We start from the raw sequence: 21,878 nt of genomic DNA, 5'->3' as shown, positions 1-21,878 counted from the left end.
GGGCAAGCATAGGGACCGCCGCGCGCTTCGCCAGTCATCGGCGAAGCGGAAGACGAATCAGATTTGATGGCGCGTGGCGCCGGGCTTGAAGCGCGAACCGAGCCGATAGCGGTTGCCCGGATGCACGAAGCGCACGAACGTCACGGGCAGCCCGTTGGTCCAGGTCCGGCGCGTGAGCGTCAGGCACGGCTCGTCGGCGCGCATGTCGAGCAGCTTCGCCTGCTCGGCCGTCGGCATCGTCGCGTCGACGATATGCTCGATCTCGAGCTCGTAATGCGAGACGTTGTTGTACAGATACTCGGACGGCGGCTCGGTCCGGAAGTCCTGGTCGATGAAATCCGGCGCGGCGGCCGGATTCACATAACGCTCTTCGAGTTGAATCGGCCGGCCATTCTCCTCGTGCACGCAAACCACATGGAACACCGGTGCGTCGACCGGCAGGCCGAACGCCGCCGCGATCTCGGTCGATGCGAGCGCGCGCGCCTGGCTGATCACGTGGCAGCGGTATTGATGCCCGCGTGCGTGGATCTCGTCGCGCACGTGCGCGATCATCAGCAGATTCGATTGCGGCTTTTCCTCGGCAACGAAGGTCCCGACACCGACGATGCGCTGCAATGCCCCTTCGTCGGTCAACTCGCGCAGCGCCCGATTCACCGTCATTCGCGCCACGCCAAGGTCGGCGGCGAGATCGAGTTCGGAGGGGATGCGCTCCCCGGTCTTCCAGTCGCCGGTTTGAATGCGCTTGCGAACGAGGGCTTTGATCTGCTGAAACGGCGCGTCGACCTTTTTGATCATCGAGGGTCCTGATAGGCGGGCGGCGAAAGCCGGGATTTTATAACGGCTGGGGGCCCGCTGAGCGGCGCCGGGAACGCCAAGCCGAACGCTTCAATCGTCCATTTCCGGTAAATATTTCCACCCATTGTGCCTGCGCCGCATATCGATACAAAAATAAATTAATGAAACCGGAAAAACTTCCGTTAAACAGGACGATGCCGCACCTGCGCTGAGCACCTGCAGCATCGAGCGGCGAAATACGAATGAAGACGGAGCAGGCGGTGCGAGACAGCAATTCGGCAATTGGGGCGAGCCGCCCCGGCATACAGGCAAGCAGAGTGGGCAGCATCGGACCCGGCCTGACACCCTCCCCCAACCCCGCATAACGACGTTTATTCCAGACCATTGCAGTCGATGGTTCGCTCGCGTCTGTCCGCATGAGGACGGTTGCGCCAGAACCGCCATCGCGCCATTGCAAAGGCCTGCCCCATTTAAAATGGACAACTAAATGATTTATCGCCTGATAAAAATCTGCGGCAAGTTCGAGTCGGTCGGCTTTCGCGGGCGGACCACCATGCAGCGGCAGATCGCTCCGATGTGCGCATCGCAACGCGCCGGCACGCGCACGGGCAAGCCCCTTCGGTATGCGGCGGCCGGTCTCGGATTCGCGCTGCTGGCGGCGGGCCAACCGGCCGCGCAGGCCGCCAACGTGCTGATCGTCGATTACGGCGACGTCCCGACCATCGCGACCAATCTTGCCACGCTCGCCACGGCGGCCGGCAACACCGTCACGGTCATCAACGAAACGAGCATGCCCGCCACGCTGTCCGGCTTCGCCCAGGTGTGGGACCTCGGCGCCGCGCAGCCGCTCAACTACACGAGCCTGTACACGAGCTATCTGCAAGGCGGCGGCGATCTCTTCGTGATGGGCGAGAACGCCTGGTACGGCGCGACCCGCGATGCGGCGCTCGGTCCGTTCATCGCCTCGCTGGGCGGCGGCGACGTCAGCGTGAGCACGAGCGACAATTCGGGCAACGCGCAGACGACCGCCTCGCAATACCTGAGCGCGAACCAGAACGCGTCGGTCAGCTATGCCGCCATCGGTGCGTTCTCGTCGCTCGGCAACGGCTCGTGCATCACCGCGGACGGCCAGGGCGTATGCGGCGCGGCCGCCTGGGGCGTCGGCACGTTGAGCAACGCCATGCAGGGCGCGCTGATTTCCGTGCTCGACGTGAACTTCCTGCAGACCGGCTATGAGCAGACTTCGCTGATCCAGAACCTGATCGGCTATCTGCAACAGCAGCAACAGCTCGGCCAGGGCGCGAGTGCCACGAATATCACGTCGACGGCCAACGCCGCGGGCCTGGCCGGCTCGCCCGCCACGCTGAATCCGGTGTTCGACGGCGGCACGCTGGTGCTCGACGGCACGCCGCTCGCCCCCTACAGCTTCACGATCACGGGCAACAACGGCACGATCGATACGGCCGGCACGAGCGCGCAGATCGTCAATCCGATTGCCGACGCCACGGCGGGCACGCCGGGCAGCCTCACGATCGTGAACAGCGGCAACGGCGGCGCGCTCACGCTCAGCGGCGCGAACACCTATACCGGCTCGACGACGATCGCCAGCGGCGCGACGCTCGCGCTCGCCGGCAGCGGCAGCATTGCGGCTTCGAGCGGCTTGACCGACAACGGCACCTTCGACATCAGCCTCGCGAGCGGCAACGAAGCGATTGCGAGCCTCGCCGGCAACGGCAGCGTGGTGCTGGGCGCGAACACCCTCGCGATCACGAACGCAAACGGCACGTTCGCGGGCACGATCGGCGGCAGCGGCGGCGTGACGGTCGCGGGCGGCACGCTTACGCTCGCCGGTGCGAACAGCTATACGGGCGCCACGGCCATCGCCGCGGGCGCGACGCTCGCGCTCGCCGGCGCCGGCACCGTCGGCAACTCGAGCGGCGTGACCGATAACGGCACGTTCGACCTCAGCGGCGCGAGCCATGACGCGAGCATCGCGGCGCTCTCGGGCGCGGGCACCGTGCAGCTCGGCAGCAACAGGCTCACGATCACGAATGCGAACGGCGCATTCTCGGGCTCGATCGCGGGCAGCGGCAGCGTGAGCGTCACGGGCGGCACGCTCACGCTTTCCGGCATCAACGCCTATACGGGCGCAACGGGAATCGGTGCGGGCGCAACTATCGCGCTCGCGGGCAATGGCAGCATCGCGAGCTCGCTCGGCGTGGTCGCAAACGGCACCTTCGACATCAGCGGCGCAAGCGGCGATCGCAGCATCGCTACGCTGGCCGGCACGGGCGCGGTCAAGCTGGGCGCCCACGGCCTCGTGCTCACGAATGCGGCGGACGTGTTCACGGGCACGATCGCGGGCACCGGCGGCGTGACGCTCAACGCGGGCACCGAGGTGCTGGCCGGCCAGAACACCTATTCGGGCGGCACCACGATCAACGGCGGCACGCTGGTCGCGGGCAGCCTCGGCGCCGGTCCGCTGACGCTCGACGGCGGCACCTATATCGCCAACGGCAACGTCGTGCAGCGCGCGAACGCCAACGTCGCGGCGAATGGCGGCGTGATCGACAACGGCGGCAACAGCGCCGCGTTCTCGGGCACCGTCTCCGGCGCGGGCCATCTCACCCTGGCCGGAGCGGGCACCACCACGCTGTCCGGCGCGAACACCTATAGCGGCGGCACGACGATCCAGCAGGGCACGACGGTCGCGATCGGCTCCGCTGCCAACCTGGGCACCGGCGCCATCACGCTCGACGGCGGCACGCTGCGGACGCTCGCGGCCATCACCGAAACGGCGCCGATCACGCTGGGCGCGCAGGGCGGCGCGATCGACAACCAGGGCTTCGACAGCACGATCTCGGGCGCGATCACGGGCGCCGGCGCGATGCTGTTCGCCGGCAACGGCACCACCACCCTCACCGGCACAAACACGTATACGGGCGGCACGACCGTCGAAACGGGCACGCTGCGGCTGGGCGCCGGAGGCAGTCTGCTGGGCGCCGTATCGGTGCTCTCGGGCGGCCAGTTCCTGCCCGGCGCCGCGTCGTTCGCGGGCGCCGCGACGAACTCGGGCGTGACGACGCTCGCGGCCGGGCAGACGGCCCACTTCGCGGGCGGGTTCACGAACCAGGGGCTCGTGTCGGGCGCGGGCACGCTCAAGGGCGACTTCGTGAACGCAGCGGGCGGCGTGCTCGTCGCGGGCAACACCGTCCAGACGGCCAACGGGCTCGCGGTGAGCGCGAGCGGCGGCGCGACCACGCTGCAAGGCAACGTGACGCTCAGCGCCGGCAGCAACGTGGTGTTCGCGATCGCGCCGACCGCCACGCCGACAGCCGGCACCGATGGTGCGGCGCCCGGCGCCTCGCATACGCAGTTGAACGTCACCGGCGACATTCACCTCGCAGGCGCGGCCACCGTCTACGCCAGCGCGGGCAACTATCTGAAGACGAAGTACGTGCTGATAGACAACCCGGACCCCACGGCGACGCTCACCGGCACGTTCTCGCAGGTGCAGGTGGAAGGGCTGTCCTCGAACTACGGGTTCTTCATGACCTACGACGCCGACCCGCAGGTCGCGATCACGGTGTTCCCGACCGCGGCGTTCGCGCCGCGCGCGCAGACGCCCAACGAGCTGCGCGTCGCCACCGTGCTCGACGGCGCGGTGCCGAGCGCGAGCGGCGCCCTGGAAACGGCGCTGAACAACCTCTACATGGAGGCCCCGGCGGACCAGGCGCGCATGCTCGACCGTCTCGACGGCCAGATCTACGCCGATACTCCCGCCGTGCTCGCCGACAGCGTGCGCGACAGCTGGGACCCGGTGTACGCGCATATCGGCCTCTCCGGACGCGTGGGCGCGACGTCGGACAAGGACGTCTGGTTCGACGCGTCCGGCTCGGCGGGCCAGCTCCAGGGCGACGGCAATGCCGATGGCGTGCGCACGACCGCGAGCGGCTTTCTCGCGGGCGCGCAGACGCGCTACTCGGGGTGGACGCTCGGCGCGAGCGCGGGCTCGACGCACGTCGGCGCGACCCGCGACTATGCGGCGGACACGCTTAGCTCGACGTTGTGGCAGGTCGGCATGTACGCGTCGCATCCGGTCGGCACGGCGAACGCAGGCTTGCTGGTCGGCTATAGCCAAGGCCCGGTCGACTACGAGCAGGCCTCGCAGACCGCAAGAATCTGGAGCGCGCAGGCGCGCATCGCGCAGACGTGGAACATCGGGCACGGCAATTCGGTGACGCCGCTCGTCGGCCTCGACGCCGCGCATCTCGACCTCAATGGCACGCGCGAAAGCGATCCGGCGCTCGGCCTGAACGTGCCGGGGCAGCACACCACGACGGCCGACGCGCGCCTGATGCTGCGCTTCGATCACGCGTGGACGTTCAGGTCGTCGGAGTGGGTCGCGAGCCTCGGTCTCGGCATGCGGCAGTTGCTGGGCAGCTCGGACAGCTCGATGATGCTCGGGCTCAACGGCATCCCCGGCGCGACGTTCACGGTCAACGGCACTGGCATGTCGCGCACGGTCGGGGAGTTCACGGCGGGTCTCTCGGCGCGGCTCACCGATCGCCTGAGCCTCGACGTGAACTATCAGGGCCAGTATGGCGGCCATACGCGTGAGAACGCGTTTGCGGGCCGGCTGAACTGGGCTTTCTGATGGCCGACGGACGGCCGGGCGGGACGCCGATCACGGGCTTTCGCGCTGCCTGAGATACCGCTGCGGGCTCGCGCCCAGCGTTTTCCGGAACATCGACGTGAACGCGCTCGGGCTCTGATAGCCGAGCTCGACGGCCACCGCGGCGACGGGCGTGCCTTGGGCGAGCCGCGCAACGGCCTCCACGAGGCGCAGTTGTTGCCGCCACTGCCCGAAGCTGAGCCCCGTTTCGTCGCGAAAGAGCCGCGCCAGCGTTCGCGCGCTCGCACCCACGCGCACGCCCCAGACATCGATCGTGTCGTTGTTCTCGGGACATAGCAGCAACTGCTCGCACACACCCCGCAGGCGCCGGTCGGCGGGAAGCGGGAGCGTGCCGCTCAGCGCCGGCCGCGCGCTCGACAGTTCGAGCCGGAGCAGCGGCAGCGCGAGCGTCGTGCGCCGCGTGTCGCGATCGCCGGTGCTCACGGCCACGGCCACCAGCAAGGCGTCCAGCAGCGGCCCCACCTGCACCACCTTGCACTGCGTCCAGGCCCGGAATTCGGGGGCGGCGTTCACATCGACGTAAGCGGTGCGCGCGGTGACCTCGCCAATCGCGTGAAGCTCGTGCAGGACGCCCGGCGGCACCCAGATCGCCTGGAACGGCGCGAGCGTCCAGATGCCGTTCTGCGTGAGCGCACGCGCGACGCCGCGCGTCACGTAGATCAGTTGCGCCTCCTCGTGGGCGTGCCACGGGTCGCGAAAACCGTCCTCGAAGTCCCACATGCGCGCGACCACGGGATTCTCCGCATCGGTGCGAATCGGCAGGAAGCGTTGCCGCCACACCGGTTCCAGATTTTCAAACTTTTCCGTTTTCATCGAGTTTCAGCAACAAAATGGCCGGATCGCGATAGAGGTTGTCATTACGTCGAGCCTCCGTCACCTGTAAGCTTCTTCCTGTCCAGCCGTAAGGAATGGCCTGAATTGGAGTAGTAATAATTCTCATTCTTGCATAATCCGGCGCGCGATCCGTCCTGCCGACCGACCGCGCGACGGCGACACCCCCTACGAAACCGGGCGCGGCCATGAACCGCCCCTTCTCCCTCACCGCGATGAGCGGTCAGTCCCCTGGCTCCACCATGCCGCTGCGCGACAGCCAAGTCGCTGCCGCGTGCCCTTCGCTGGGCGGCCCGAATTGTCGATGCGTCGATTCGTCGATGCGTCGATATCGGGCGGGCCAGCCGGAGCCGGAACCGAAGCGGAGAGAAGCAGCACACCGGGCGCGGGCCACGCGTACGGCACGAGAACAACCCGAAAACGCGGGGCGCGCCGGTCACGAGGCCGGCGTTCCCCGCCAGAGATTCGCCCAATGGGCGGCCACACACTATTGGAGAGCAACGAAGGATGGAATGGGCAACCAGCACGCGCCTGCGCGCGATTTCTGCCGCTGCGGGCATGGCGTTCTATGCGGCCGCGCCGAGCCACGCGCTCGCGCAGACAGCGCCGTCACAGGACGCTTCCCGGCCTCGGCCCTCGGCGGGACAGACGAGCAGCCAGGCGGACAGCGCCGCGAACACGTCCGCCGCAGCCGCCGCGCCCGCCGCGGCCGACAAGACGCTGCCCGCCATCGCCATCGCGGGCAGCCAGGACCAGAACGCCACCGTGGGGCTCGTCGCACGCCGCAGCGTCACCGGCACCAAGACCGACACGCCCATCAACGAGATTCCGCAGACGATCAACGTCGTGACCGCCGAGCAGATCGAGATGACGCGCGCGACCGACGTCAATCAGGCGCTGCGCTACGTGCCGGGATTTTCCACCTATAGCTCGGACAATCGCTCCGACTGGTATGCCGCGCTGCGCGGCTTCACGCCGACGCTGTTCGTCGACGGGCTTTCGGTGCCCAACACGATCAACCTCGCGAGCTGGCGCGTCGATCCCTACATGATCGAGAGCCTGAGCGTCCTGCGCGGCCCGACCTCGGTGCTCTACGGGCAAGGCGATCCGGGCGCCATCGTCGACGTGCAAAGCAAGCTCGCCAACGGCGAGCGCATCCGCGAAATGGAACTGCAGCTCGGCAACTTCGCGCGCAAGCAGCTCGCGTTCGACATCGGCGACAAGATCGACAAGGACGGCACGCTCTCGTACCGCGTCGTGGGCGTCGCGCGCGACGGCAATGCGCAGCTCGGTCCGAATGCCGATCAGCGCGTGGCGCTCGCGCCCTCGATCAAGTGGCAGCCGAGCGCCGCCACTTCGTTCACGCTCTACGCGACTTATCTGCAGGACTGGACCGACACCGCGAGCAACTTCCTGCCCGCCAGCGGCACGGTGCTGCCCAATCCGAACGGCGTGATCTCGAACAATCTCTACACGGGCGACCCCGATTTCGACCGCTATGACAAGCGCCAGGCGTCGGTCGGCTACCAGTTCGAACATCAGTTCAACGAAGTATGGACGGTGCGCCAGAGCGCGCGCCTCATGCATCTGTCCACCAATGACTGGTCGGTATACGGCGGCGGTCTCGACGATGCGGACCCGACGATGGCGTCGCTCACGCGCTACGCCGGGATCTTCCAGTTCAACTACAACCGTTTCGACGTCGACAACCAGGCGCAGGCGAAATTCCGCACGGGCGCGCTCGACCATACCGTGCTGGCCGGCTTCGAGTACAACCGGCAGACCACGACCGATAGCGAACAACTGGCGCTCGCGTCGGACCTGAACCTGTTCAATCCGGTCTACACGCCCGTCACCGCGGCGATCTTTTCCTCGCCCGACGCCTACCCGCGCACCGACATCAAGAGCTCGATGGATGCGTTCGGCCTGTATCTGCAGGACCAGATCAAGTGGAACCGCTGGGTGTTCACGCTCGGCGGCCGCCAGGACTGGTCGATCACGACGCAGAACGACCTGATGGGCGGCACGCAGCAGACCCAGGCCGACCATGCCTTTACCGGACGCGTCGGCGTGACGTTCCTCGGCGATTACGGTCTAGCGCCGTACCTCAGCTACTCGACCTCGTTCAATCCGCTGCTCGGCGTGAACATGGCCGACGGCTCGATTGCCGAGCCCACGCGCGGACGCCAGGTCGAACTGGGCCTGCGCTGGCAGCCGCCCGGCAAGAACCTGATGCTGAACGCCGCGCTCTACCAGATCAACCAGACCAATGTGGCGACGCCGAACCCCGACGATCCCACGCAAAGCACCTACGTGCAGACGGGCGAGGTGCGTTCGCGAGGGTTCGAATTCAGCGCGGTCGGCAAGCTCACGCACAATCTGTCGATCATTGCGGCCTATGTCTATCAGGACGTGAAGAACGTCAAGGCGAACGACGAGTCGCTGAACAAATGGCCGGTCGATATTCCGCGGCCACGGCAGATGGCGTCGCTGTGGGCCGACTGGACCTGGCACACGGGCGTGCTCGCCGGACTGGGCTTCGGCGCGGGCGTGCGCTACCAGAGCTCGGTCGCGGGCGCGGCGGACAACTCGATCACCGTGCCCAGCTATACGCTCTACGACGCGGCCGTGCACTACGACACGCGCGACTGGCGCTTCGCGATCAACGCGACGAACCTGTTCGATCGTCGCTACGTAGGCGGTTGCCAGTCGTCCGCCGTGTGCATCTATGGGAATCCGCGCACGGTCATCGCTTCCGCGCGCTACAACTGGTAATCAGCCGAAGCGAAAGCCGATGCAAAGACCCGCAACGCCGCGAAGCAAACGCTCGCGGCGTTGCGCGTTGTGGCACGGCGTGGCGTGGCGTGGTCTTGATTGTTCAGATCAATTGCCGGGCAGCCGCGCCTCAGCTAACCGACCCCATGGCCGATTGCTGATAATTTTCGAGGCCAACCTTGTCGATCAACCCAAGCTGGATTTCCAGCCAGTCGATGTGATCTTCGGTGGCGTCCAGAATCTCCACGAAAATCTCTCTCGACACGAAGTCCCGCACCGACTCGCAGTACGCAATGGCTTCCTTGCATTGCGCCTGGGCGACTCGCTCGAGCTTGAGGTCGCATTCGAGCACCTCGCGCACGTCCTCGCCAATCAGAAGCTTGCTCAGGTCCTGCAGATTCGGTAAGCCGTCGAGCATGAAAATACGTTCGATCAGCTTGTCCGCGTGCTTCATCTCCTCGATCGATTCGTCATATTCGTGTTTGCCCAGCGCCTCGAGCCCCCAATGCTTGTAGAGGCGAGCGTGCAAAAAATACTGATTGATGGCAGTCAGCTCGTTCTTGAGCTCAGCGTTCAGATATTCGATAACCTTTGGATCCGCTTGCATGGCTCCCTCCTGAGGTCAACTCGCTGCCGCAAGAGCAGTTAGAAGGAGCATAGACATTCAGCGCCCATGCCACGCGAACAATAAAGCAAACGAAAAGAATTCTTCTTTCGCATCCTTTCCGACGATGGATCGCACGTCGTGCCAATTAGAGCGTCGTGGCATTGCCATTGCGATCCAGTTCGTAGACCTTATGATCCTGCAAGCGGCGCTTTAGCCACACGCCCGCCTTGCCCAGCACGCGCGCTTTCGACCAGATGAGGTCGACGCCCACAAGCCAGTCGGTATGGGGATAGGCGGCCAGTTGAAGCTCGACGAATTCGCCGGCTTCGAGCTCGCGCAGAATCAACTGGCGCGGCAGCGTCGTCCAGCCCAGTCCCGCGCGCGTCATTTCCAGCAGCGCAAGGTAGCTTTCCGCCTGCCAGCTACGCGCCGAATCGAGGTATTCCGTGCTAGGCAGCGTGTTGTTGTGCGCGCTGAAAACGAGGCGGCGATACGAGCGCAACTCGGCAAAGCTCACGCTCGCCTGCTGTGCGAGCGGATGATCGCGGCGCGCGACGTGGGCAAGAATCAGCTTGCCCATCTGCGAAAAACCGAGGTCGCGCGGATAAGCGGGCTGCGCAAACGCGACGCCCAGATCCACCTCGCCCTTGAGCAGCAGCTCGCTCACGTCGCCGTGAAAGGGATGGCGAATGTCGAGATCGACGGCCGGGAAATGCGTGGAAAAGTCGGTGATCGCCGGCATCAGCGCGTTGTAGGGCACTTCGATCGCGAGCGTGAGGCGCGGCTCGACCAGTTCCCCGAGATCGTTGGCCTGCGATTCCAGATCGAGGCAGCGCTCGAGCACCAGCTCCACTTCGTTGAGCAATTTGCGGCCCGCGGGCGTGAGCACGGGCAGCTTGCTCGTGCGGTCGAAAAGCGGCAGGCCCCAGTCCACTTCGAGGTTCGCGATTGCCACGCTGATGGTCGATTGCGTCTTGCCCAGACTGCGCGCCGCCGCGGAGAACGAGCCGGTCTTCGCGACTCTCGCAAACATTTCAAGCTGGTCGAGCGAATAGCGCATGGCGCTTCCCTGAATTATTGATAAAAACGATGGATGTTCATTTGGTGACCCTGCAAACGTGATGGATTACGGCGCACCGGACGAGGCACGACCAGCCGCCGAGGCCCGGCCCATACAAAGGAGACACTTCATGAGCAAACCCGGCATTCATCCCGTCGACGAACTCCTGCCGCTGCGCCAGCTCGCAAGCTACGGGCTGCAGCACGTGCTGGTGATGTACGCGGGCGCCGTGGCCGTGCCGCTGATACTCGGCAGCGCGCTCGGCCTCACGCAGCAGCAGATGGTCACGCTGATCAACGCCAATCTGCTCACCTCGGGCATCGCCACGCTGATCCAGACGATCGGCATCTGGAAGTTCGGCGCGCGCCTGCCACTGATCCAGGGCTGCTCGTTCATCGCCATCGCGCCCATGATCATGATCGGCAAGCAATACGGCCTCACCTACGTGTTCGGCTCAGTGATCGCCGCGGGCGCGCTCACCGTGCTCATTGCGCCGGTGTTCAGCCGGCTGCTGCGTTTCTTTCCTCCCGTGGTGATCGGCAGCCTGATTACGATCATCGGCGTTTCGCTGATGCCGGCGGCGGCCGTCTGGCTCGGCGGCGGCAATCCCGACGCGCCGGGCTTCGGCTCCGCCGCGAACCTGCTGCTGGGCTTCGCCACCGTGGCCGTCACGCTCTTCATTCATGCGCGTTTCAAGGGGTTTATCGGCAATCTCTCGGTGCTGATCGGGCTGATCGCCGGCACGCTGATCGCGACCGCATGCGGCATGACGAGCTTTGCGCACGTGGGCGACGCCGCGTGGTTCGAGATCAGCGCGCCGTTCGCGTTCGGCGTGCCGCGCTTCGCCGTGACGCCCACGCTCGTGATGGCGCTGGCGATGCTGGTCATCATGGCGGAAACCACGGGCAACGTGCTGGCCATCGGCACGATCATCGGCCGCCCTTCCTCACAGCAGACGCTTGGCAACGCCTTTCGCGCCGACGGCCTTTCGACGATGCTCGGCGGCCTCTTCAACAGCTTTCCCTACAACGCGTTCACGCAGAACACGGGCCTCATCGCCCTTTCGAATGTGAAAAGCCGCTATGTGGTGGCGTCCGCGGGCGTCATCATGGTGCTCATGGGGCTCTTTCCCAAACTCGGCGCGTTGATCGCCTCGGTGCCGCGGCCCGTGCTGGGCGGCTGCGCGATCGTGATGTTCGGCATGACGACCGTGGCCGGCATTCAGGAGCTTTCGCGCGTGAAGTTCGACGGCACGCGCAACGCGATCATCGTCGCGGTGTCCGTGAGCGTGGGCGTGTTGCCGATGTCCTTCCCTACCCTTTTCGCCCAGGTCCACGGACCCGTGAAGCTGATTCTCGACAGCGGCATTTTCCTCGGCGCCATTACCGCCATCGTGCTCAACGTCCTGCTCAATCGCGACGCACAGCAAGCGCATGAGAACACGGCGGCGCTCGCCGGGAACACCAGCACCGAAGCCCATTGAACTAACCGGGCCACCTTCCTTCACTGACCACAACGGAAAACTTCAAATGAACGCCACCACCGATCTCGAACCCGCCAAGCTCGACGAACGCGACCTCGCGCTGCTGCGCAAAGCCATCGAGCTGGCCGACGAATCGCGACGCAACGGCCGCCATCCGTTCGCGGCCCTCGTGGCGGACGAGCACGGCAACATCGTCGCGTCCGCCGGCAACAACTCGATGCCGCCGCAAGGCGATCCCACCCAGCACGCCGAGCTCGCCGCCGCGGCGCAAGCGGCGCGCGTGCTGTCACCGGAGCAGCTTGCCCGCTGCACGCTCTATACGAGCGCCGAGCCGTGCTGCATGTGCGCGGGCGCCATCTACTGGTGCAATATCGGGCGCGTGGTGTATGCGCTCTCCGAACACCGGCTGCTCGCGCTCACCGGCGCGCACCCCGAAAATCCGACGTTCTCGCTGCCGTGCCGCGAGGTGTTCCTGCGCGGCCAGCGGCATATCGATGTCGTCGGCCCGGTGCTGGAAGATGAAGCGGCATGCTCGCATCGGGGCTTCTGGGAATAGGCGAGCAAAGGCCCGATAGCGTCACTTTGAAACCGCCGCACGATAATGATCTGCGGCGGCTTATTCTTTTCTGACGAACTCATTACGATGCATTCATTCCATTATTTTCTTGTCTATACATTAAATACATAAGACGCACCTCGCGCATGGCACGCCAATTCTTGCTCCAATCGGACCCAGGCGAATTCATCTGTTCGTGTTCAGCGAAAACCCTACTTAACCGTCCATCGCCAATTGTCTATTTTGTCTATCCAACCGGCCGACAGCACGGTCTTTTCCGGAAAAGATGCCGCGGGCTTTCACGGCAACCCCGAAGTCGATACTGGAGACTCCAAAGCAATGAAGAAGTTTGCCCTGTTCATGGCGATCCTCGCGATCGCAACCTCCGCCTTCGCGAAGGACTGGTCCACCATCCGCTTTGGTGTCGATGCGAGCTACCCCCCGTTTGAATCGAAGGCCGCGGACGGCAAGCTCGTCGGCTTCGACATCGACCTCGGCAACGAAATTTGCAGACGCCTGAACGCGAAATGCGTCTGGGTCGAGCAGGAATTCGACGGCATGATTCCGGCGCTCAAGGCCAAGAAGTTCGACGGCGTGCTCTCGTCGATGTCGATGACGCCTCAGCGCCAGGAGCAGATCGCCTTCTCGGCGAAGCTGTTCAACACGCCGACGCGCCTCGTCGCCAAGAAGGGTTCGAGCCTGCTGCCCACGGCCGAATCGCTCAAGGGCAAGTCGGTGGGCGTCGAGCAGGGCACGATTCAGGAGACCTACGCAAAGACGAACTGGGCGCCCAAGGGCGTGAACGTGGTGCCTTACCAGAACCAGGACCAGGTCTACGCCGACCTGATCTCGGGCCGTCTGGACGCCGCGCTGCAGGATGAAGTGCAGGCCGACATGGGCTTCCTGAAGACCCCGCGCGGCGCGGGCTTCCAGTTCGCGGGCGCCGAGATCCCGTCGGATGCGGCCGGCATCGGCCTGCGCAAGGAAGACACCGACCTGAAGGCGAAGATCGACAAGGCCATCGCCGACATGATCAAGGACGGCACGTACAAGAAGATCGAGTCGAAGTATTTCGACTTCGACGTGTACGGCAGCTAAGCCGCGCATGCACGCCGGCGCCGCGTGAAGACGCGGCCCGGTTTGAAGACGCAAGAAAGCCCAGACCTCGGCGGTCTGGGCTTTTTAGTTGTCTATACTTTAAACCTGTAAGACACCACTCCCCCTCCCGCACCCCGCGCCGTTTCGCACGAACGCCCGTGCTAACAGGCGCTTCACAATAGTTCTTCAGCGAAAACCCTACTTAACCAAACGATATCCATTCGTTTATCTTGTCTATTCAACTTTGCGGATGAAACCTCATCCGCGTGAAGATGTGGCCGCTTACCGAGCGGCACCGATGTCGATACTGGAGATTCACGTCAATGAAGAAGCTTGCCCTGTCCCTGGCGATCCTGGCGATCGCAACGTCCGCCTCCGCGAAGGACTGGTCCACCGTCCGCTTTGGCGTCGATGCGAGTTATCCGCCATTCGAATCGAAGAGCACGGACGGCAAGCTGGTCGGCTTCGACATCGACCTCGGCAATGAGATCTGCAAGCGCATGAACGCGAAGTGCGTCTGGGTCGAAAGCGAGTTCGACGGCATGATCCCGGCGCTCAAGGCCAGGAAGTTCGACGGCGTGCTTTCGTCGATGTCGATGACGCCGCAGCGCGAGGCGCAGATCGCGTTCTCGACCAAGCTGTTCCATACGCCGACGCGCCTCGTCGCGAAGAAGGGTTCGAGCCTCCAGCCGACGGCAGACTCGCTCAAGGGCAAGACCATCGGCGTCGAGCAGGGCACGACTCAGGAGGCCTATGCAAAGCTCTACTGGGCGCCCAAGGGTGTGCAGGTCGTGCCCTACCAGGATCAGAACCAGGTCTACGCGGACCTGATCTCGGGCCGTCTGGACGCCGCGCTGCAAGACGCCGTGCAGGCCGAGCAAAGCTTCCTGAAGACCCCGCGCGGCGCGGGCTTCCAGTTCGCGAGCGGCGACCTGAGCGCAAACGATCCGAAGGACACGCTCGGCGTGGGCGCCGCCATCGGCCTGCGCAAGGACGACGCCGACCTCAAGGCGCAGATCGACAAGGCCATCGCCGGCATGATCAAGGACGGCACGTACAAGAAGATCGAGTCGAAGTACTTCGACTTCGACGTGTACGGCAGCTAACGGCATCGGGCGCAGTCACTGATCATGCAAACACAGACGCATCCGTTGATTTCCCCGGCGCTCGGCACCGAGCGCCACCTCACGAGCTTCCACTACGGCCCGGCCGGCGGGCAGAAGATCTACATCCAGTCGTCGCTCCATGCCGACGAGCTGCCCGGCATGCTGGTCGCGTGGGCGCTGCGCAGGCGCCTCGCCGCGCTCGAAGCGGCGGGCAAGCTGCGCGGCGAGATCGTGGTGGTGCCCGTGCCCAATCCGATCGGCCTCAACCAGCGTCTGCTCGGCCAGATGCTCGGCCGCTTCGAGACCGGCACCGCCTCGAACTTCAATCGCCATTTTCACGATCTGGCCGAGCTCGTGATACCGCGTATCGAATCGCGCCTCACTGGCGACGCGCAACAGAACCTGCTGGCCGTGCGCGCCGCCATGCGCGAGGCGCTCGCCGAGCAAACGCCGACCACCGAGCTTCAGTCGCAGCGCCTTGCGCTGCAGCGCCTCTCGTACGATGCCGACGTGGTGCTCGACCTGCACTGCGACTTCGAAGCCGCGATGCATCTCTACACGAACCCGGATCTGTGGGCCGATGTGGAGCCGCTCGCGCGCTACCTCGACGCCAAGGCTTCGCTGCTCGCGCTCAATTCGATCGGCAATCCCTTCGACGAGATTCACAGCTTTTGCTGGTCTGAATTGCGTGCGCGCTACGGCGAGCGCTATCCGATTCCGAATGGTTCGATCTCCGTAACGATCGAGATGCGCGGCCAGGCGGACGTGTCGTACGGGTTCGCCGAGCACGACGCGAATGCGATCGTCGAATATCTGACGCACCGCGGCGTGATCGATGGCACGCCCGCGCCGCTGCCGCCGCTCGAATTCGGGCCTACGCCGTTTGCCGGCAGCGAGTCGCTCATCGCGCCGATCTCGGGTGTGCTCGTGTTCCGCACGGCGGTGGGCGCCCGGGTCGAGCCCGGCCACCCGATCGCCGATATCGTCGACCCGCTGACCGATCGCGTCGTCACGGTCAAAAGCTCCGTTGCCGGCGTGCTGTACGCGCGCCAGCGCGCACGGTTTGCCAGCGCCGGGATGGAGGTGGGGTGTGTCGCGGGTGCGGAACCGCTGAGAAGCGGGTCGCTGTTACCGAACTGAGCGTCATAGCGCGGACTTAGCGGCGCCCGCGCGCCGGGACGAACTCGCCACCGGCCACGTTGTCAAAAATAACGTGGCTGGAGTTCGTCCTCATGAAACCCTTTTATTCCGCAGTGGTACTCGTTGCGCTCACTGCCGGCTGTGCCTCCGCACCGCCGCCGCCCGTGAGCGATCAATCCGCCCGGCAGGCTCCCGCAGATACGCGTTACTACGCAAGCAACCGCGTTCCCACCAAGCCGCCGAGACTCAGCGTTGGCGTCAGCGATCCCAATACGCAACTGATCCTGCCGTGGTTCCTCACGGACATTATCAACGCGGTCAACGATCCTTGATTCGCGAGCTCGCTTACCGCTCGTATCGCCAGCCGTCACGCACCCGAACGCCCCGACTCCACAGGCCCATCACGCATGATGCAATTGCATCATTGCGCGGGCGACCCGAAACTTCCACCCTATCCACAAGGGGCCGGGCAACACGATTCGATTCTTCCGGCCTCGGCTCTCAGAGAAGCGGCAGGCATACCAACGTCCCCCCATCGCGCCCGACGATGCCCGGTCTCGTACGCGCAAAGCCGCCGCGCACGACGCCTCTCGCCTTAGCTGGAGATGCACATGAAGATGCCCCCTGCCCTCCTCCTCGCTTGCGTTCTGTGTTCGACCGCATGGGCGCAGGACAATCCCGCACAACCGGCAGCCGCGCAGCCTGCTGCTCAAACCGAAGCCGCGGCAACGACGGCCGCCGCAGCCGCCCCTGCGCCCCAGGCGGCCGGCACCAATAAAATCTGCCGCATGACGCACGGCTGGACCTGCCATCTGAATGACACGAGCCTCGAACCGGGCGCCCACTGCATGTGCCGCGACCACCCCGGAGTCGTCGACGTCCAGTGATACGGCATTCGAGCGGCCACGCGCACAGCCCGCCCCGGCCAGGGCGGGTATCACTCGCACGTCGCGCGGAGCGAGCATGAACTCCCCCTTGTCCACGCTATTCCTGCACGGCGGCCCCGGACTCTCGTCGATCGCCGAACGCGATCTCTACGGGCACACGCTGCCGATTCACTGGTGGGACCAGCCGCGTTCGGTCGTGCTGTTCGCCCGGCCGTTCGATGCGCTCATTGAGGCAGCCGAAGACGAAATCCGCATGCTCGCCGATACCACTGGAAGGCCCGTCGATCTGATCGCGCATTCGTTCGGCGCGCATCTCGCGCTGCGCCTCGTCGCCCGCGTGCCCGCACACGTGGGCAAGCTGTTTCTGCTCGCGCCGGTCTACGACATCGGCGATGCGTTCGTGCGGCTCGCCACACGGCTGCTCGCGCTCTCGCCGTCCTCCGAACCGCTGCTCGCCGCGCTCGAGGAATTCAAGGCGACCAGCGACTACGCCCGCTTCGCTCGGCTCGCGGTTCAGGTCACGAGCTTTGCAAACCTGTTCGAGCTTTACTGGAGCGCGGGCTCGGCCACGCGCCAGCGCTGGTATCTCGATCTGCTCGCACGCCAGAGTGTCGTGGACCCCAGTGCGTTCGAGGTCATCGTGCGCGACTTCTGGGCCGATCCGCTGCCCCTGCTAGAGCCCGTGCCGGGCATCCAAAAAGTACAACTGGTATTCGGCCGCGAAGATCCGCTCATTAATCTCGCCACCGAGCGCCGCATCTGGATGCAGTTGTTTCCGCACGCGCAGTCCATCGAGCTCGACACCGGCCATTTCATTCATCTCGAAGCACCGGCCTCGCACTGGTGGAAAGCTAGTGCCCCGCACGCCTGAGTTGCTGCACGAGCTCGGCATTGGAATGCACGCCGGCTCGCTCGTGTATCGCCTGTAAATGATTGCGAACCGTGGCGGGCGCGATGTCCAGCAAGCGCGCGATCTCCTTGTGCGTGAGACCCGTCGTCACGAGTTTGGCGACTTCGAGTTCACGCCGGGAAAGCGCGTCCACCGGCAAGCGCGCGCGGGCGCGCACGAAAGCCTTGTCTTGAACGACTTCGATAAAGAACAGCGCTGCATGCCCCTGAAAACCCGCCTGGGCACCGGCGCTCGCCAGGTGCGCGAGCACCGCCGGTAAAGCATGATGCGCATGAGACGGCCATTCCTGACGCAACAGATCGCGAAAGCCTGGCTCGACGAACAAAAAATCTCCCGCCGCATCGCAGACCGCCATCGACCACTTCGCTTCGCTCCCTTGCGGCCTGATCCGCTCCATCTGAAACGCGAGACTCGTTTGCAAGGCCTCCGTAAGATGCGGAAACACCACTTCCAGCGTTCTGCGTTGCGTCTCGTCGAATGGCTTGTCCTCGTATGCGCCATAGAGGGAAATGGCTTGCCTCAAGCCCTCTTCTCCCGACTTGCAGCCAATGATCAGCCCGTGCATATGGCGATAGCGGCGCACGTAACTCAATAGCCCCGGGCAGTGGGACTGCGCATAGAGCGCGGAAAGCGGAAAGTTGATTACGGTGCCGAGATGAGCGAGGCACCACGCGGCGGCGCTGTCCTGCTCGCGAACGGCGTCGTAATCCTTGAGCGACTCGGGCGAGTCATTGTAGAGATACGGTGCGTGAAATTCGGCCCCGCGTGAGTCGTGGCGTGCCGTGCCCCAGCGCGCCGCGTCGAACGGCACGAGTTCCTTGAGCAGCACGAGCGCATGCTCCTGGAAGTTTTCGAACGGCACTTCACGTGCGGCGCCATGCAACGAGAGAAGAAAGCCACTGAGGTCTTGCATGGCTGCCTCCGCTTTCGAGTCCTGCTCATGACCCCCAGCTGAAAACGGAAAACATCGGAACCCAATCTTGTTCTTTGTTCTTATTTTGATAGCACAGAATCGATGCGCGTCCAAGCGCATCGACGAATATTTGAACACGCGATGGATTTGCGCCGCGCTATTCGAATGGTTCCCGTAAGAAAGAATTTGCGTGGTCGCTCAACAGGCTTTTAATACGCGAATTTAAACTGCGTCTGATTAAAAGCCTCGCGTTCTCGCCATCGCACGATGGCGAGTGCCGGCGCTCAGGCCTCCAGTTGCTCGAGCACCTTGCCCTTGGTTTCGATGCCGAGGAAATGCACCGTCAAGGCGGCGAGGAACGGCACGGCGGCAAGGATATAGAACGCCACGTCGAGATTGCCGCCGATCATCGTCTTCGAGACGATGGTGGGCGCGAAGATGGCCGCCACCTTCAGCCATGCGCCGCCCACGCCGCAACCGAGCGCGCGGATACTCGTGGGATAGAGCTCGGGTGTGTAGACATAGGCCGTGATGAAGCCGCAGGCGAGCAGGCCGAGCGAGAGCGCGCAGAACGTCGCCACCACATAGACCGACATGGCATGACAAACGCCGGCCAGCGCGAGCGACACGGCGCACAGCACGAACGACACGTTGATGATGGGCTTGCGGCCCACCTTGTCCACCAGCAGCGCGCAGGTGAGCGAGCCCAGCACGCCGAGCACCGAGGCGGCCACCGCGAGATTGAGCGCGAGTTGCAGCGGCGCGTGATAGACGTTGCGGTAGATCGTGGGCAGCCAGGTGGAGAGCCCGTACTGAATGAAGCCGCAGGTCATCCACAGCATGGCCACCGCCAGCGTGCGCTTGAGATAGGCCGGGCCGAACAGGTCCTTCATGCTGCGCTTCGGATGGCGCTTCACGAGCGCGTCGAAGTCGGCGGCGTTCGTGACCGGATCGAGCGGGCCCTTCGCGGTGCGCTCGAACGCGTTCACGGCATCGGCGGCCTCCTGCAGGCGCTCGCGTTCGGCGAGCCAGCGCGGCGACTCGGGCACGAGCTTGCGCAGCACGAAGAACAGCACGAGCGGCAGCGCGCCGATGAAGTACATGGCCTGCCAGCCGAAGCGCGGCACGACCCACGCACCGAGTGCATTCGACGCCAGCAAGCCCACCGGGAACACGATCTCGTAGAGGAGAACGAAACGTCCACGGCCATGAGCGCGGCTGACTTCGTTGATATACGTTGCGGCCACGGGCAGCTCGCCGCCGAGACCCAGGCCCTGGACCACGCGCAGCGCGGCGAAGGCCATGAAAGTGGGCGCGAAACCGCACGCGATACTCGTCACGCCGATGATGCCCGAGCTCCAGGCGATCGCGCGCACGCGGCCGTGGCGCTCGGCCAGCCACGGAAACAGGAACGCGCCGAACAACTGGCCGACCGAACCCGAGGCGATCAGAAAGCCGATCTCCCACGGTGTGAGATGCCACTTCTGGATCAGGATCGGCAGCGTCGTCGCAATCGCGATCACGTCGAAACCGTCGAAGAACGTGGCCAGGCCGATCAAGAGGCGCGCGCGCACCTGCATGGCGTTGGTCGGCAGCCGTTCGAGCCGCGCGATGATCGAGCCGCGCGTGTGTGGCCCACTGAACGTCTCTGCGACCGTGGCGCCGTCGCCATGGCCGATGGTAGTGTCGAAAGTTCTCATGCCTGGTCCCGTCTCCGTGTTGTCTCGTGAGGCCTTAAGCGAGGGCCTTGCTGGTGTCCGTGAGCGCTGCGATGTCGACCGCGCGTCCCTGACTCATCCATTTGCGCGCGAGCTTGAGGTCGCGCGCCGAATTGATCGCGATGACGCCGCGCAGATGCCCCTCTTCGACGAAAAAGAGCGTCGCGCGCTTTTCGTCAAGGCTGCCGCGCAGCGCCGGCACGACGCCGGCCGGAATGTCGCCGAGGATCTGCAGATTCACGTCGTACTGATCGGACCAGAACCACGGAATTTCCGCATAGGGCGTCTTCACACCGAGCACGGCCTTGGCCGCCGCAATCGCCTGATTCTGGGCATTGGCCCACGACTCCAGCCGCACGCGGCGCTTGAGCCAGGCATTCGGATGGTTCGCCACGTCGCCGCAGGCAAATACGCAGGGGTCCGAAGTTTCTCCGAATTCGTCCACGACGATGCCGTCTTCCACGGCAAGCCCCGCGGCCTCGGCCAGCGCCGTGTGCGGCGCGAGGCCGATGCCGGCCACGGCGAAATCGGCGTCGAGCGTGCTGCCGTCGGCGAAAGTCGCGCGCACGCCGCCTTCCGCACGGTCTTCGAGCGAGACGAGCGCCGCGTTCAAGCGCACGTCCACGCCGTTCGCGCGATGCAGTTCGAGCAGGAAGTCCGAGACGTCCTGCGGCAGCGAGCGAGCGCACAGGCGCGGCGCGCCTTCCACCACGGTGGCCGCCACGCCGAGCTTGCGCGCCGTCGCGGCCACTTCGAGCCCGATCCAGCCGCCGCCCACCACCAGCACGCGCTGGCTGCGACGCAGCCGCTCGCCCAGCGCCATCGCTTCGTCGAGCGTGCGCAGGCAGGTCACGTGCGCGCTCTTCGCGATGCTCGCGGGCAGCTTGCGCGCCGCGCCGCCCGTGGCGATCACGAGGCGGTCGTACTTCACCTCGCGGCCCGAGCGCGTGGTGACCACGCGCGCCGCGCGATCGATCGCCGTCGCGCAATCGGGTTGCCACGCTTCCACGTTCAAGGCGGCGAATTCGTCGGGCTTCGCAATGCGCACCGTTTCGATATCGGCCTCGCCCGCGAGCACGGCCTTCGAGAGCGGCGGACGCTCGTAGGGCAGATGCACTTCGTCGGCGATCATCACGAGCCGCCCCGCGTAGCCTTCCTTGCGCAGCGTCTTCACGACCCAGCCCGCGGCCTGGCCGCCGCCGATCACCACGACGGTGCGCGGTGCGTCCTGAGCGCCGGCTTCGGCGCTGCTCCCGATTGCGTCGCTCATTGCTTACGCTCCGTCATGAACTTGCCTTGCGGC

General features: G+C 65.1%; 19 protein-coding genes. 10 read left to right on the top strand and 9 right to left on the bottom strand.

Features of this window, described 5'->3' with window-relative positions; all coding sequences use genetic code 11:
* Positions 1-57: 57 nt before the first annotated feature.
* Together hutC and U5775_RS26115 are read right to left on the bottom strand one after the other, a co-directional pair.
* Positions 58-795, bottom strand: coding sequence for a histidine utilization repressor (gene hutC, locus U5775_RS26120; protein ID WP_322061004.1), 738 nt, complete (start codon positions 793-795; stop codon positions 58-60).
* Between the two features lie 37 nt (positions 796-832).
* Positions 833-1,123, bottom strand: a complete 291-nt coding sequence (locus tag U5775_RS26115) for a hypothetical protein (RefSeq protein ID WP_322061003.1) — start codon at positions 1,121-1,123, stop codon at positions 833-835.
* A gap of 159 nt (positions 1,124-1,282) precedes the next feature.
* Between U5775_RS26115 and U5775_RS26110 the strand changes: the two genes are divergently transcribed.
* Entirely contained in the window at positions 1,283-5,452 is a 4,170-nt protein-coding gene (locus U5775_RS26110) for an autotransporter domain-containing protein (protein ID WP_322061002.1), read from the top strand.
* A 30-nt stretch (positions 5,453-5,482) separates the two neighbouring features.
* On the opposite strand, the gene U5775_RS26105 is transcribed toward U5775_RS26110, so the two are convergent.
* Together U5775_RS26105 and U5775_RS26100 are read right to left on the bottom strand one after the other, a co-directional pair.
* Positions 5,483-6,304, bottom strand: coding sequence for a helix-turn-helix transcriptional regulator (locus U5775_RS26105; RefSeq protein ID WP_322061001.1), 822 nt, complete (start codon positions 6,302-6,304; stop codon positions 5,483-5,485).
* Positions 6,285-6,512, bottom strand: a complete 228-nt coding sequence (locus tag U5775_RS26100) for a hypothetical protein (protein ID WP_322061000.1) — start codon at positions 6,510-6,512, stop codon at positions 6,285-6,287. Before U5775_RS26100 ends, U5775_RS26105 begins: the two co-directional genes overlap by 20 nt.
* A gap of 317 nt (positions 6,513-6,829) precedes the next feature.
* On the opposite strand from U5775_RS26100, the gene U5775_RS26095 reads away from it, so the two are divergent.
* A complete protein-coding gene (locus U5775_RS26095; protein WP_322060999.1) occupies positions 6,830-9,097 on the top strand; it encodes a TonB-dependent siderophore receptor in 2,268 nt (755 codons plus the stop codon).
* A gap of 130 nt (positions 9,098-9,227) precedes the next feature.
* On the opposite strand, the gene bfr is transcribed toward U5775_RS26095, so the two are convergent.
* Positions 9,228-9,704, bottom strand: coding sequence for a bacterioferritin (gene bfr / locus U5775_RS26090; RefSeq protein ID WP_322060998.1), 477 nt, complete (start codon positions 9,702-9,704; stop codon positions 9,228-9,230).
* Positions 9,705-9,849: 145 nt separating this feature from the next.
* A complete protein-coding gene (locus tag U5775_RS26085) occupies positions 9,850-10,764 on the bottom strand; it encodes a LysR family transcriptional regulator (RefSeq protein ID WP_322060997.1) in 915 nt (304 codons plus the stop codon).
* Positions 10,765-10,894: 130 nt separating this feature from the next.
* Between U5775_RS26085 and U5775_RS26080 the strand changes: the two genes are divergently transcribed.
* The 8 genes from U5775_RS26080 (at position 10,895) to U5775_RS26045 (ending at position 17,905) form a co-directional block, all read left to right on the top strand.
* Positions 10,895-12,247, top strand: a complete 1,353-nt coding sequence (locus U5775_RS26080; RefSeq protein ID WP_322060996.1) for a nucleobase:cation symporter-2 family protein — start codon at positions 10,895-10,897, stop codon at positions 12,245-12,247.
* Positions 12,248-12,293: 46 nt separating this feature from the next.
* Positions 12,294-12,803: a nucleoside deaminase gene (locus tag U5775_RS26075; protein WP_322060995.1), complete on the top strand. Its 510-nt coding sequence runs from the start codon at positions 12,294-12,296 to the stop codon at positions 12,801-12,803.
* A gap of 339 nt (positions 12,804-13,142) precedes the next feature.
* Positions 13,143-13,901 (top strand): ABC transporter substrate-binding protein, encoded by a 759-nt coding sequence (locus U5775_RS26070; protein WP_322060994.1) that lies wholly within the window; start codon positions 13,143-13,145, stop codon positions 13,899-13,901.
* Positions 13,902-14,224: 323 nt separating this feature from the next.
* On the top strand, positions 14,225-15,007 hold the full coding sequence (locus tag U5775_RS26065; RefSeq protein ID WP_322060993.1) for an ABC transporter substrate-binding protein: 783 nt from the start codon (positions 14,225-14,227) through the stop codon (positions 15,005-15,007).
* Between the two features lie 24 nt (positions 15,008-15,031).
* On the top strand, positions 15,032-16,147 hold the full coding sequence (locus U5775_RS26060; protein WP_322060992.1) for a succinylglutamate desuccinylase/aspartoacylase family protein: 1,116 nt from the start codon (positions 15,032-15,034) through the stop codon (positions 16,145-16,147).
* Between the two features lie 92 nt (positions 16,148-16,239).
* Complete coding sequence (locus U5775_RS26055; protein WP_322060991.1) at positions 16,240-16,479, top strand: hypothetical protein; 240 nt, start codon at positions 16,240-16,242, stop codon at positions 16,477-16,479.
* 279 nt (positions 16,480-16,758) lie between these two features.
* The gene (locus U5775_RS26050; protein ID WP_322060990.1) at positions 16,759-17,034 is read left to right on the top strand and encodes a hypothetical protein; all 276 of its coding nucleotides are present in this window, start codon (positions 16,759-16,761) and stop codon (positions 17,032-17,034) included.
* Between the two features lie 76 nt (positions 17,035-17,110).
* Positions 17,111-17,905 carry an alpha/beta hydrolase gene (locus U5775_RS26045; RefSeq protein WP_322060989.1) on the top strand — a complete coding sequence of 265 codons (795 nt, stop codon included), beginning with the start codon at positions 17,111-17,113 and terminating at the stop codon, positions 17,903-17,905.
* On the opposite strand, the gene U5775_RS26040 is transcribed toward U5775_RS26045, so the two are convergent.
* From U5775_RS26040 to U5775_RS26030, 3 genes are all read right to left on the bottom strand, one after another.
* Entirely contained in the window at positions 17,886-18,995 is a 1,110-nt protein-coding gene (locus U5775_RS26040; protein ID WP_322060988.1) for a helix-turn-helix transcriptional regulator, read from the bottom strand. The genes U5775_RS26045 and U5775_RS26040 overlap by 20 nt on opposite strands.
* A gap of 146 nt (positions 18,996-19,141) precedes the next feature.
* Positions 19,142-20,557 (bottom strand): MFS transporter, encoded by a 1,416-nt coding sequence (locus U5775_RS26035; protein WP_322060987.1) that lies wholly within the window; start codon positions 20,555-20,557, stop codon positions 19,142-19,144.
* 34 nt (positions 20,558-20,591) lie between these two features.
* The gene (locus U5775_RS26030; RefSeq protein WP_322060986.1) at positions 20,592-21,845 is read right to left on the bottom strand and encodes an NAD(P)/FAD-dependent oxidoreductase; all 1,254 of its coding nucleotides are present in this window, start codon (positions 21,843-21,845) and stop codon (positions 20,592-20,594) included.
* Between the last annotated feature and the right edge of the window lie 33 nt (positions 21,846-21,878).

The sequence above is a fragment of the Paraburkholderia sp. J63 genome (assembly GCF_905220245.1).
GTDB lineage: Bacteria > Pseudomonadota > Gammaproteobacteria > Burkholderiales > Burkholderiaceae > Paraburkholderia.
The sequence above is the reverse complement of the archived record's forward strand: the minus strand, read 5'-3'. Positions and strand labels throughout refer to the sequence as shown.

Coding starts and splice junctions, on each gene's coding strand:
- U5775_RS26100 (WP_322061000.1), bottom strand. CDS start 6,512: ATGGCCGCGCCCGGTTTCGTAGGGGGTGTCGCCGTCGCGCGGTCGGTC.
- U5775_RS26070 (WP_322060994.1), top strand. CDS start 13,143: ATGAAGAAGTTTGCCCTGTTCATGGCGATCCTCGCGATCGCAACCTCC.
- hutC (WP_322061004.1), bottom strand. CDS start 795: ATGATCAAAAAGGTCGACGCGCCGTTTCAGCAGATCAAAGCCCTCGTT.
- U5775_RS26105 (WP_322061001.1), bottom strand. CDS start 6,304: ATGAAAACGGAAAAGTTTGAAAATCTGGAACCGGTGTGGCGGCAACGC.
- bfr (WP_322060998.1), bottom strand. CDS start 9,704: ATGCAAGCGGATCCAAAGGTTATCGAATATCTGAACGCTGAGCTCAAG.
- U5775_RS26110 (WP_322061002.1), top strand. CDS start 1,283: ATGATTTATCGCCTGATAAAAATCTGCGGCAAGTTCGAGTCGGTCGGC.
- U5775_RS26045 (WP_322060989.1), top strand. CDS start 17,111: ATGAACTCCCCCTTGTCCACGCTATTCCTGCACGGCGGCCCCGGACTC.
- U5775_RS26075 (WP_322060995.1), top strand. CDS start 12,294: ATGAACGCCACCACCGATCTCGAACCCGCCAAGCTCGACGAACGCGAC.
- U5775_RS26065 (WP_322060993.1), top strand. CDS start 14,225: ATGAAGAAGCTTGCCCTGTCCCTGGCGATCCTGGCGATCGCAACGTCC.
- U5775_RS26055 (WP_322060991.1), top strand. CDS start 16,240: ATGAAACCCTTTTATTCCGCAGTGGTACTCGTTGCGCTCACTGCCGGC.
- U5775_RS26095 (WP_322060999.1), top strand. CDS start 6,830: ATGGAATGGGCAACCAGCACGCGCCTGCGCGCGATTTCTGCCGCTGCG.
- U5775_RS26080 (WP_322060996.1), top strand. CDS start 10,895: ATGAGCAAACCCGGCATTCATCCCGTCGACGAACTCCTGCCGCTGCGC.
- U5775_RS26050 (WP_322060990.1), top strand. CDS start 16,759: ATGAAGATGCCCCCTGCCCTCCTCCTCGCTTGCGTTCTGTGTTCGACC.
- U5775_RS26115 (WP_322061003.1), bottom strand. CDS start 1,123: ATGCTGCCCACTCTGCTTGCCTGTATGCCGGGGCGGCTCGCCCCAATT.
- U5775_RS26035 (WP_322060987.1), bottom strand. CDS start 20,557: ATGAGAACTTTCGACACTACCATCGGCCATGGCGACGGCGCCACGGTC.
- U5775_RS26030 (WP_322060986.1), bottom strand. CDS start 21,845: ATGAGCGACGCAATCGGGAGCAGCGCCGAAGCCGGCGCTCAGGACGCA.
- U5775_RS26060 (WP_322060992.1), top strand. CDS start 15,032: ATGCAAACACAGACGCATCCGTTGATTTCCCCGGCGCTCGGCACCGAG.
- U5775_RS26085 (WP_322060997.1), bottom strand. CDS start 10,764: ATGCGCTATTCGCTCGACCAGCTTGAAATGTTTGCGAGAGTCGCGAAG.